6 protein-coding genes are annotated in these 11,623 nt (G+C 67.0%); 5 read left to right on the forward strand and 1 reads right to left on the reverse strand.

Annotated features, from left to right (window positions below; all coding sequences use genetic code 11):
* Positions 1–91 precede the first annotated feature (91 nt).
* From QE363_RS18490 to QE363_RS18510, 5 genes are all read left to right on the forward strand, one after another.
* On the forward strand, positions 92–1,288 hold the full coding sequence (locus tag QE363_RS18490; protein ID WP_309697644.1) for a hypothetical protein: 1,197 nt from the start codon (positions 92–94) through the stop codon (positions 1,286–1,288).
* Positions 1,285–1,758 carry a hypothetical protein gene (locus QE363_RS18495; protein ID WP_309697645.1) on the forward strand — a complete coding sequence of 158 codons (474 nt, stop codon included), beginning with the start codon at positions 1,285–1,287 and terminating at the stop codon, positions 1,756–1,758. The genes QE363_RS18490 and QE363_RS18495 overlap by 4 nt, the downstream gene beginning before the upstream one ends.
* A gap of 413 nt (positions 1,759–2,171) precedes the next feature.
* Complete coding sequence (locus QE363_RS18500; protein ID WP_309697647.1) at positions 2,172–4,961, forward strand: TonB-dependent receptor; 2,790 nt, start codon at positions 2,172–2,174, stop codon at positions 4,959–4,961.
* 81 nt (positions 4,962–5,042) lie between these two features.
* On the forward strand, positions 5,043–7,328 hold the full coding sequence (locus QE363_RS18505; protein WP_309698242.1) for an alpha-N-acetylglucosaminidase: 2,286 nt from the start codon (positions 5,043–5,045) through the stop codon (positions 7,326–7,328).
* A 5-nt stretch (positions 7,329–7,333) separates the two neighbouring features.
* Positions 7,334–8,449: a heparan-alpha-glucosaminide N-acetyltransferase domain-containing protein gene (locus QE363_RS18510; protein ID WP_309698243.1), complete on the forward strand. Its 1,116-nt coding sequence runs from the start codon at positions 7,334–7,336 to the stop codon at positions 8,447–8,449.
* A 90-nt stretch (positions 8,450–8,539) separates the two neighbouring features.
* Here the strand turns inward: QE363_RS18510 and galA are convergent, their stop codons facing one another.
* Positions 8,540–11,515, reverse strand: a complete 2,976-nt coding sequence (galA, locus tag QE363_RS18515; RefSeq protein ID WP_309697649.1) for a beta-galactosidase GalA — start codon at positions 11,513–11,515, stop codon at positions 8,540–8,542.
* Between the last annotated feature and the right edge of the window lie 108 nt (positions 11,516–11,623).

Below are 11,623 nucleotides of genomic sequence, written 5' to 3' on the forward strand. Positions count from 1 at the left end.
TCGGTTCGCCAGCGGCTATCGGGGTATTTCCCGGATAGGCCGTGCCCGTCCCTTGCGCCGATGACCGCGCGGTCACTGGCAAGGAACCGCAATGCCCATCTATCGCGCATCACAGCTCATGCAATTGCGAACCGTCACGCCGCCGGACGGCAAGCCGGACTGGGCGAACCAGATCGCCGACGTCACGGTCGATCGCATCCCGGACGATCTGTGCGGGCCGGGGCTCTATGCCCTGTTCCTCGACGGGGCGCTCTTCTACATCGGGCTGCACGTCGGCGAACAGGCGGGCGCGGACTATTCCGTCCTTCATCGCTGGGTGCTGCACGTCGTCGGGCAGACGATGCGATCGCCGCGCATCAGCTTCAGCCGCGCATCGCTGCGCCGACTGCTCGACACGCAGGCGGGCGATCCGGTCACCGAGGCGCTGGCCGCCTGCCTGCCAGACGGGCGCGCGACCGACCTTGCCGCGCTGCCCGCGCATCCGCTGCTCAGCGGAGCGCATTGCACCGCGCAAAAGGCCGTCTTCGCCGCACGCCACTGGGACGTGTTCGGGCCGGGCCATGAGGATGACATGCTCGACCGCATCACCTGTCTGTTCCAGCCCGTCGCGGCAGGATGGCCGGAGCGGCTGGCTGGCGCGGAGGGACGCGAGCGCGGCGCATGGGCGCGCGAACAATGGCTGCGCCCCGCCGAGACGCTGTTGGTGAACAGGTTCCGGCCGATCTGCAATGCGGCCATCGCGCTCGGCACCCAGCGCGACCTTATCGGCGAGGCCGAGGTCGAAGCGGCGATGGCGGCGGCGTTGCCGCAGGAGCTTGCCGCCTTCCAGCGCGCTGAATTCGAACAGCGCAACGCAGAGCATGCCCCGGCCCCCGCCGGCGTCGTCGAGGCCTATCTCGATACGTCCGATGCCGAAACGCTTGAAATCGCAGAAGAGGAAGGACTGAGTTTGAGCGAGCTTACATTCCGCAACAGGTTGAGCCCGGCGGGAAGCCAATTCATCAATACGTTGATCGATGCCTCCCCGACCGGTCTGAAACTCTATTTCACCGAGATTCCGGATCTGCGCATGTGCATCAAGGGACAACCGACCATCGCGGTCCGCCTGACGACCGCAGGTGAGCGTCTGCGCTGCTATACCCGCGTCGATCCCGAAAAATGCCGGAAGCTGGGCTTCGAAGACGTCGTGGTCCTCGCGAACGACCCCATGTCGACCAGCTTCTATATCGATCCCGCAAAGATCGATCCCGGCATCCTCCTCGTCCTGGTCGGGGCCAGCCTGAAGTGACCTGGGACCCGCCCGGTAATTTCGTCAGCAGCGATCCCGGGCGGGAAGTACGCGGTATCTGCCGCCAGCCCGATGGCAGCGTCATCATCTGGGAGCAGGAGATCGAACCGCGCCGATGGTGGAACCGGGTGACGCGGCCGCTCGGCATCCTGCTGATCCTCGCGGCGATCGCATGGCCGCTGGTCCTGCTGGCGCATGGCTGGCCGCGCCTGGGCCTCGGCTTTGCGGTCGCCGACCTCTGCCTCGTCTCGACGGGGCGCGATCTGATGCGCTGGGGCGCGAAGCGATGGCGCGAGGGGGCGACTGATCCGGTCGCCCTCCCTTCTCCATGGCCGGACAGGCCAATTGGCCAAGCCAGCGATGGCAGTACCAATTTAGACTCGATGGGCCGCCCGGCTCGCTCCGACACCCCGCGCGCTTTTCGGGACAGGCTACGAACAACGCCGACGCCGTCCGCCCAGGGAGCATGACGAAAAATTCATGACACCATCCCTCTGTAATATAACCACAATCCCCGGTCGGCCATGCCCCATGCCGATTTTGGGGCGAAACCGGTTGTCACCATGTTGACAGGCATGACCATTCCATGTCACCGATAAGACCATAAGATTACAAGAACGTGATGCAGGAAGACATTTTCGGTCCAATGCCGCGATTCGCCGTACACGGCCCATAGGCCGGACGACGGACGCGACGATGGACACCGGACAGGCTTCGCGTCCCAGCGCAGCAGATGAGACCGTCGACCCCGGTTCGTGAACGCTTCTCGCGTTCCGGTCGATGACGCCTCCTGCCTCCCGCCGATTGCCGATGCCCTTTCCGGCACAGTCTCGGGGAAGCCCGGCACGACGAGCGCGCGTCGGGATCAGAGGAGGGAAAATGTATGATTACGTCACCGCGTAACGGCGTGTCGCGTCCGGGCCGCAAACGCCTGCTCCAGACGACCGCGTTCACCGCCGCCGGGCTGGCCTCGGCGATGATCGCCGCGCCCGCCCTGGCGCAGACGAGCGGCCCCGCCGCCGCCAATGCCAGCATCTCGACCGCCGCCGCCGCCGGGGCAGGCCAGACCGCCGCCCAGGCCGATACTGCCGGGGATGGCGGGCAGGACGAGATCACCGTCACCGGCTATCGCCAGAGCATCGCCTCCGCGCTGGCCGCCAAGCGCAACGACATCCGCATCACCGACGGCATCTCGTCGGAGGATATCGGCAAGTTCCCCGCCCAGAACATCACCGAAGCGATCCAGCGTATCGCCGGCGTCCAGATGTCCAACATCAACGGACGCGGCTCGACGATCAGCATCCGTGGCCTGGGTCCGCAATATGCGCGCACCACGATCAACGGCCAGACCTTCGCCAGCGCCGACTTCAAGGACGGCTTCCGCTACGATATCATCCAGACCGACCTGGCGAGCGCGATCCAGGTCATCAAGTCGCCGACCGCCGACATGGACACGGGCGGCCTGGCGGGCACGGTCAATATCGATACGGTCAAGCCGCTCGCCTATAAGGGCCCCAGCTTCATCGCAGGCGTGAAGGGCTATTATTCCGACTATCGCGGCGACGTCACGCCCAAGGTCAACGCCGCCTATATCAAGCGGTTCGCCAATGACACGATCGGCGTCATGCTGGACGTCGGCTATCAGAAGCTGAAGGATCGCGGCGACTATCTGTTCATCAAGAACTGGTATCAGCCGGGCGCCGTGGCGGGCGCGTCGGACGTGCAGGTGCCGGGCAATCTGCGCTATCGCCGGATCGAACGCGACACCGAGCAGCTTATGGGCAGCGGCGCGATCCAGTGGAAGCCGCAGGACAATTTCGAGGTGCTGCTCCAGGGCGAATATTCGCGCGACCATACCCGTTACGACACCCGCCAGATGGTCTTCGGCCGCTGGGCCGCCTCGGCGGTGACGGTCAACAGCTCGGCCAACGGCGTCGCGAACAACATCTCGATCGGCAGTTTCAACGTCGACAACAACGACCAGCCCGAACTGCGCAAGCTCCAGACCCAGGCCTATACCGGCACGGTCAGCTGGAGCCCGACCGACACCACCCATATCCGCGCGATCGGCCATTATACCCAGGGCGATGCCAAGCTGTACGAATGGGCGACGATCGACGAGGTGCGCTTCGCGAATGGCGGGACGCTCGACATTTCCGATCCGTTCAACGTCAAGTGGAACACCGCCAGCCTGACCGACGGCTCGATCTACAACATGGGCAACCGCACCTGGTACGCCTTTGTCGACGGCGCGACGCATATCCAGTCGGCGCGCGACCGCGCGGTGCAGACCGACCTGACCCAGGATCTCGACTGGCACGGGATCAAGGCGCTGGTCGTCGGCGCGAAATATCATCACGAGAGCTTCGACACCAAGGCCTATCGCCACGACCGCGACGCCGATGTCAGCGATCCGGTGACCTATCCCGAATATGCCTGGATTCCCGACCTGTCGAAGACGGGCGTGCTGGTGAACGACTTTCTGGGCGGGTCGATGGCGATCCCGCACAGCTTCCTGTCGGTCAATGCGCCGCTGTGGCAGCAGATCCTGCGCGACAAGGGCATCACCGTGCCCGACACGCCCGACTGGCCCAACACCTACAAGGTCGACCGCTATATCCCGGCACTCTATGCCATGGCCAATATCGACGGCACGCTGTTCGACCTGCCGGTGCGCGGCAATGTCGGCGTCCGTTACGAACATACCCACCAGAACGTCACCAGCAGCCTGACCAACGGCACCGGCAGCGACGCCACCCTGCTCGGCCAGCAGCATGTCATGCAGGATTATGGCAATGTCCTGCCCAGCGCCAGCTTCGCGCTGGACGTGACGCCGCATCTGGTCGCGCGCATCGCGGCGGCCAAGGTGCTGGTCCGCCCGCTGCTCAACAGCCAGACGCAGATGGCCGACACCATCACCCGCGTGACCACCAGCCTGCGCCCCAGCGTCTCGGTGGCGCAGGGCGAGAGCCGCCTGAAGCCGCTGACCGCCAACCAGCTGGACCTCAGCCTGGAATATTATCACGGCAAGGGCAATTCGATCACGCTCGCCGGTTTCTATAAGGCGGTGAAGAACGGCACCTTCACCCAATTCTACTGCCCGTCCTCCTATGACGGCGTGGCGCTGAACGGCGTGGTCAGCGACTGCCAGTCGGCCGACCTCAAGACCGACTATAGCTTCAGCCGGGTGCTGAACGACGACCGGGTCATCCATATCAAGGGCCTGGAACTGGGCGCGTCGCAGAATTTCGACGCGATCCTTCCCGTTAAGGGCTTCGGCGCGGTCGGCAACGTGACGGTGGTCGACACGGATGCCAGCGCGATCGGCACCGGGTTCAACCTGCGCGACCTGTCGAAGCTGACCTGGAACCTGACGCCCTATTGGGAAAACGAAATGTTCAGCGTGCGGCTGTCGGTCAACCACCGCAGCTCCTATGTGCAGGATGCGGCGTCGAGCTTCTTCGTCAATAGCGGCCTGACCCATGTCGTGCGCCCGCGCACCCAGATGGACCTGGCGCTGGGCTTCAATCCGACCAGCTATCTCAGCTTCACGGGCGGCATCATCAATCTGAACAACACCCATGAAGACGCCTATCAGACGAATGCGAACACCTTCCAGCTCGCCAGCCGGACGGGGCGCACCTTCTATCTGTCGGCATCGACGAGGTTCTGATCTCCCCCCTGAAGGGCGGACGGCCGCACGGGTCGATCCGCCCTTCCCTTTCCGCCCTTTGCCGGGAACAAGACCTTCGTGATGACTTTCCCCAAGACGCTCGGCCTGATCGGCACCCTGTTGCTCACCGCCTCGATGGCCCATGCGCAGGGCGATGGCGGGCAGGCCGCGCGCGACGCGCTCCGGCGGCTCGGCGTGCCCGAGCGTCAGCTTTCGGTGGCGATCCAGCCTTCGCCCGATCCCCGCTACCGCGTCCGGATCGATCACGACCGGCTGCGGGTCGAGGCATCCTCGCCGGTCGCGGCGGTGCGCGGCGCGGCGGCGGCCCTGACCGCGCAAGGACGGCTGTCGGTCAGCTGGGAGGGCAATCGCGTCGGCCCGATGACCCGCCTGACCCCCGGTGACAGCGGCTGGGTCGCCTCTCCCTTCGGCTTTCGCGCCTATCTGAACACCTGCACCTATGGCTACACCACCCCCTGGTGGGGCTGGCCGCGATGGGAGCGCGAGATCGACGCGATGGCGGTCCACGGCGTCGACATGCCGCTGGCCATGGAGGGGCAGGATTATGTCTGGCGCCAGCTCTGGCGCGAACAAGGCCTGAGCGAGGCGCAACTGGCGCAGCATTTCTCCGGCCCGGCCTTCCTGCCCTGGCAGCGCATGGGCAATATCGAGGGCTATCGCGCGCCGCTGCCGACCGGGTGGATCGACAAGAAGCGCGATCTGCAAAAGCGCATCCTGGCGCGGATGCGCGAACTGGGCATGACGCCGATCCTCCCCGCCTTCGCCGGTTACGTGCCCAAGGCCTTTGCCGAGGCGCATCCCAAGGCGCGCATCTACAAGATGCGGTCCTGGGAGGGGTTCGAGGGCACCTATTGGCTCGACCCGTCCGACCCGCTGTTCGCGCCGCTCGCCAAGCGGTTCCTGGACCTCTACACCGCCGAATATGGGCCAGGGCAATATTACCTCGCCGATGCCTTTAACGAGATGGTGCCGCCGATCGCCGAGGACGGCAGCGACACCGCGAACGCCGCTTATGGCGACGCGACCGCCAACACGCCCGCACTGGATGCCGCGACCAAGGCGGCGGCGCTGCCCCGCGAGGTCCGCGACGCGCGGCTGGCCGCCTATGGCCAGCGGCTCTACGCCGCGATCGCGGCGGCGCGGCCCGATGCAACCTGGGTGATGCAGGGCTGGCTGTTCGGCGCGGACAAGAAATTCTGGACGCCCGATGCCATCGCCGCCTTCCTCCGCGACGTGCCGGACCGGAAGATGCTGATCCTCGACATCGGCAACGACCGCTATCCCGGCATCTGGAAGACGACGGGCGGGTTCGACGGCAAGAGCTGGGTCTATGGCTATGTCCATAATTATGGCGGCAGCAACCCGGTCTATGGCGCGCCCGATTTCTACCGCCGCGACGTGGCCGCGCTGTTCGCCGACGACGCGCGCGGGAATGTCCGCGGGTTCGGCCTGTTCCCGGAGGGGCTGCACAGCAACAGCCTGGTCTATGACTATGCCTATGACGTGGCCTGGCCCGGCGGCGGCGACATGGCGATGGCACCTTGGCTGAGCCGCTATACCGCCGCGCGTTACGGCCGGAGCGACCCGGCGATGGTCGCGGCGTGGCAGGATGTGATCGCGGGCGCCTATGACGTGCGTTACTGGACCCCGCGCTGGTGGAACGAGCGCGCGGGCGCCTATCTGTTCTTCAAGCGACCGGCGGCCGATGCGCCGACCTATCCCGCCGAGCCCGGCGACCGCGCGAAGCTGCGCGCCGGGATCGCGGCGATGCTCAAGCTCGCCCCCGCTTATGGCAAGAGCCCGCTCTATCGCTACGATCTGGTCGATCTGACCCGCCACGCCGCCAGCCTGTCGCTCGACGACACGGTCAAGGCCGCCGTCGCCGCCTATCAGCGGGGCGATGTCGCCGCCGGAGATCGGGAAACGGCGCAGATGAAGGCGCTGGCGCTCGCCATCGATCATCTGATCGGCGGGCAGCAGGAAAGCCTGGCCAACTGGATCGCCGATGCGCGCGGCTATGGCGACACGCCCGCCGAGAAGACCGCCTATGCGCAGAATGCCAAGGCGCAGGTGACGATCTGGGGCGGGCGCGGGCATCTGGGCGACTATGCGTCCAAGGCCTGGGCGGGCATGTATGCCGATTATTACCTGCCGCGCTGGACCGCCTACCTGACCGAAGCGCGTGCCGCGGCGCTCGCCAAGCGGCCGGTCGACGATGCGGCCTTTACCGCGAAGCTGCTCGACTGGGAAAAGGCCTGGGTCGCCGATCCCCGCCCCTATAAGGCCAGCGCCCCCGCCGACCCGGTGGCAGAGGCCCGCGCATTGATGACGGAGACCGGCCGGTGACGACCATGACCGCCCGACCCGAGCGCTTCGCCTCGCTCGACATGTTCCGGGGCGCGACCATCTTCCTGATGATCGTGGTCAACACGGCGGGCGCGGGCGGGGCCTTCACCCAGTTGCAGCATGCGCCGTGGTTCGGCTTCACGCTGGCCGACCTGATTTATCCCAGCTTCCTGTTCGCGGTCGGCAATGCGATGAGCTTCGCGCTGACCCGGCCGATGCCCGAGCACGTCTTCCTGCGCCGCATATTCAAGCGGGCTGCGCTGATCTTCCTGCTCGGCGTGCTGATGTACTGGTTCCCCTTCGTCACGCACCAGGCGGACGGCGACTGGGTCGCCAAGCCCTTCGCCGACACACGGCTGACCGGCGTGTTGCAACGCATCGCGCTCTGCTATCTGCTGGGGGCGCTCCTCGCGCGCTATCTGCGGCCCAGCCATCTGGCGATGGTCGCGGTCGGGCTGGTCGTCGCGCACTGGGCGATCCTGACGGGCCTGAGCCCGGCGGGCGAGGCGTTCGGGCGGTACAAGAATGCGGGCACGTTGTTCGACCTGTGGCTGATCGGGCCGGAGCATCTGTACAAGAAGGACCATGGCTTCGATCCCGAGGGGCTGCTCGGCACGCTGCCCGCGACCGCCAATGTGATCGCGGGTTATCTGACCGGCCTGGCCATCCAGCGCTGGGGCAAGCATGCCGCCACGGTCGGACGGCTGGCGGCGATCGGGGCGGGGCTGGTCGTCGTCGCGCTATTGCTGTCGCCGGTCCTGCCGATCGGCAAGAAGCTGTGGACCGGATCGTTCGTCGCGCTGACCGTCGGGCTCGACCTGATCCTGCTGGGCGCGGTCCTATGGCTGGTCGAGGTTCGGGGGGTGACGCTCGGGCGGTCCTTCCTCCAGATGCTGGGGCGCAATCCGCTGGCCATCTATCTGTTTTCCGAACTGCTGGTCGTCGTGCTGGAGCTGGTCCATGTCGACGGCGTCGGCCTCTATACCTGGATCGGGCTGAACGGGTTCCAGCCGATCGCGCCGGGGCCGGTCGGCTCCCTGCTCTGCGCGCTGGCCTATACGCTGGTCTGCTGCGCGTTCGGGTGGGTGCTGGATCGCAAGGGGATCATCCTGAAGGTCTGACCCATACGCTTCGACTTCGCTCAGCGCGAACGGAGGTCGAGACCAATATCACCCACCCGTTCAGCCTGAGCGAAGTCGAAGGCCAAGGGCTTACCCTTCCCGCACCGACACCGTCCGCCCCAGGCCGGACGCCTTGCCCGGCTCCGCCTCGACGACCAGCACCACCTGCCGTTCCCCCGCCCCGGCCGGGAACGGCACCACCAGCGGGCCGCCCGCGAACGCCGTCTTCTCTGCCCGCTTCACGCCGTCCACCCAGGCCTCGGCCCGCCCCACGACCTCGGCGAAGACCACCGCGCCGCCCTGTTCCGCCACCCGGCGGCGCGGCTTGACGTTCGTGCGATAGGTCGACCAGACCCCCTCGCCCGGTCCCTCCAGCCGTCCGGGTCGCGCATAGACCAGGCTGTTCATGTCGTTGCCCGCATAGCGGCGCAGCGGATCGGGCCGGGTCGCGGCGAAGTCGCTCCGCTTCCAGTCGGTCAGCATCGCGACCGGCCGCGTCGCGGGGAGCGCGGGCAGAGGTCGGGCCGCGATCACCCGCACCGATGCCCGCGCCGGTTTCAGGCCCGGCGCGCTCGCCTCCAGGGTCAGCGTGCCCGCCCCCGCCTCGGCCCGGACCAGCGCCTGGGCGAGGCCATGGAACAAGCGGCGCGCGGGCAGAACCTCGGAGTCATGGTCGTTGGGGTCGCCATTGCCGACCCCGATCACCGCGCCCCTCGTCACGCGGAAGGCGACCTGCGCCGCCGCATCCGGCACGATCCGCCCCTGCGCATCGACCGCCATCACGGTAAAGGGCTGCACGTCGCTGCCCGTCCCCAGCATCCCGCCGCGATCGGCGACCAGCCGCAGCGCGACCGGCGCGCCCGCCGTCTCGACAAAGGTCCGCGACACCGCCCGCCCGGCGCGATAGCCGATCGCCTCCAGCCGTCCGGGGCGATAGGGCACCTGCCATTCGGGCATCGCCAGCCGGTCGACCGTCTTGGTCCCCAGGCTCCGGCCGTTCAGGCGCAGTTCCACCGTCTCGGCATTGGTCAGCGCGATCACCCGGGTCGCCTCCCCCTCGCGCCCCGGCCAGGTCCAGTGCGGCGCGATGGCGAGGGCCGGGGCATCGTCCACCCATTGCGCCCGGCGCAGGTGAAAGGCCATCTTGGCGAAACCGCACAGGTCCATGATGCCGAAGACGCTGCTGGTCGTCGGCCATTCGAACGGCGTCGGCTCGCCATGATAGTCGAAGCCGGTCCAGACGAACGTCCCCGCGACGAACGGCCGCGTGTCGATCATCCGCCAGCTTTCATGATGGGTCAGGCCCCATTCGGCGGCGTCGGTGTCGTAGGAACTGACCTCATGCCGCGCCATGTTGGTCTTCCACACGCCCCGCGTCATGAAGGCGCTGGTATCCTCCGAACTGGTCATCGGCTTGGCCGGATGCGCGGCGTGGAATTTGTCGTAGCGGCGATGCTGGTAGTTGAAGCCCATGACGTCGACCGCGTCGGAGACGTTGAGCGGGGAGAACATCCCGTCGTTCATCGCCGCCGTGACGGGGCGCGCGGTGTCGAGTTCCTTCACCGCCTCGGCCATGCGGCGGACCATCTCGTAACCCTGTTCGGTGCCCTGCATCGGCTCTTCGTTGAAGACCGACCACAGGAAGACGCTCGGCCGGTTGCGGTCGCGGCGCACCAGCCATTGCAACTGGCGCAGATAGTCCGGGCTGGGGTTGAAGTTGCGGTTCTCGTCCATGACCAGCATCCCCAGCCGGTCGCACGCATCGAGCAGTTCGGGTGCGGGCGCATGGTGCGAACAGCGCAGCGCATTGCACCCCATCGCCTTCAGCCGCCGGATACGCCATTCCCACATCGCATCGGGCATGGCGACGCCGACCCCGGCATGATCCTGATGGACGCACACGCCCTTGATCTTGGTCGCCACGCCGTTGAGATAAAAGCCGGTGGCGGCGTCGAAACGGATTTCGCGAAAGCCGATCCGGGTGGCGCGGGCATCGATGGCCTTGCCGTCGCGCAGCAGCCGTGTCTCCACCCGATAGAGCGTCGGATGGTCCACCGACCAACGCTGTGGATCGGCGACCGGGATGGTCATGCTCGCTTCGGCGGTCTTCAGGGGATCGACGCTTACGTCCGTCTCGGCACGGCCGATGGTGCGACCTGCCGGATCGATCAGCACCGCCTCCGCCCGGACGGTTGCCGCCGTCTTCTGGATGTTGGAGACGGTCAGCGCGACCGGCACCGTCCAGCCGCCATTGCCCTTGCGCGGATCGGCATGAAGCCCATCGGTGACGATGCTGACCCCGTCCCGCACCGCCAGCCAGTTGTGGCGATAGAGCCCGGCGCCCTCATACCACCATCCCTCCATCGTCTCGGCATCGACGCGGACGGCCAGCGTGTTCAGCTCCTCGCCGAACCGGGCATAGGGGGTGATGTCGATCAGGATCGCGGTGTAGCCGCTGAAGCTGTGCGCGACGAGGACGCCGTTGAACCAGACCTTGGCGTTGGTCGCCGCCGCGCCGAGTTGCACCTCCAGATAGCGGCCGCGCCATTCGACGGGCAGCTTGAGCGTGCGGCGATACCAGCCGATGCCGCGCCGCCGATAGCCCTGCGCGACATTGGCGTTCGGGTCGACCACCTCCTCCATCGCCCAGTCATGCGGCAGTTCGACCGTGCGCCAGTCGCTATCGTCATAGCCGACCGCCGCCGCGCCCTGCGCGATCCCGGCCTTGGCGTTCTGATAGCTTTCCTCATGCCCCAGGATCGGCGGCACGACGATGTCGCCCTTGTGGAACAGCCAGCCATCGTCGAGCCGGAGGAGGCTCGGATCGGCGATGAAGGGCGGCTCGGGCATCGCATCGAACGGCGCGGGCGCATCGCCGCTGTCGAGTTCGAGCGGACGGCCCGCCGCAAGGCCGGGCGCACCGAGCGCCGGGGCGGTGAGCCCCGTCGTCAGTCCGCTGGCCAGGAGAGTGCGGCGGGTCACGGTCATCGGGCGGTCTCCGGCAGGGAAGGTCTTGGGCGGTAGGGTGACGCGGGCCATGCCGGGCGGGGCATCATCCGGCGACACGGCGTGCGTCCTGTCGGACGGGCGAATCAAAAAAGGCGGCGCCCCGCAGGCACGCCGCCATTTCGTTGATGATCGCCAAAAGCCGAAGGGGCGCGGCGTCGCGCATGG

This window comes from Sphingomonas sp. SORGH_AS_0870 (assembly GCF_031453175.1).
In the GTDB taxonomy this organism is placed as follows: Bacteria; Pseudomonadota; Alphaproteobacteria; order Sphingomonadales; family Sphingomonadaceae; genus Sphingomonas.

Excerpts from the sequence above, each read along its gene's own strand:
- QE363_RS18500 (WP_309697647.1), top strand. The coding sequence starts at position 2,172 with ATGATTACGTCACCGCGTAACGGCGTGTCGCGTCCGGGCCGCAAACGC.
- QE363_RS18505 (WP_309698242.1), top strand. The coding sequence starts at position 5,043 with ATGACTTTCCCCAAGACGCTCGGCCTGATCGGCACCCTGTTGCTCACC.
- QE363_RS18510 (WP_309698243.1), top strand. The coding sequence starts at position 7,334 with ATGACCGCCCGACCCGAGCGCTTCGCCTCGCTCGACATGTTCCGGGGC.
- QE363_RS18490 (WP_309697644.1), top strand. The coding sequence starts at position 92 with ATGCCCATCTATCGCGCATCACAGCTCATGCAATTGCGAACCGTCACG.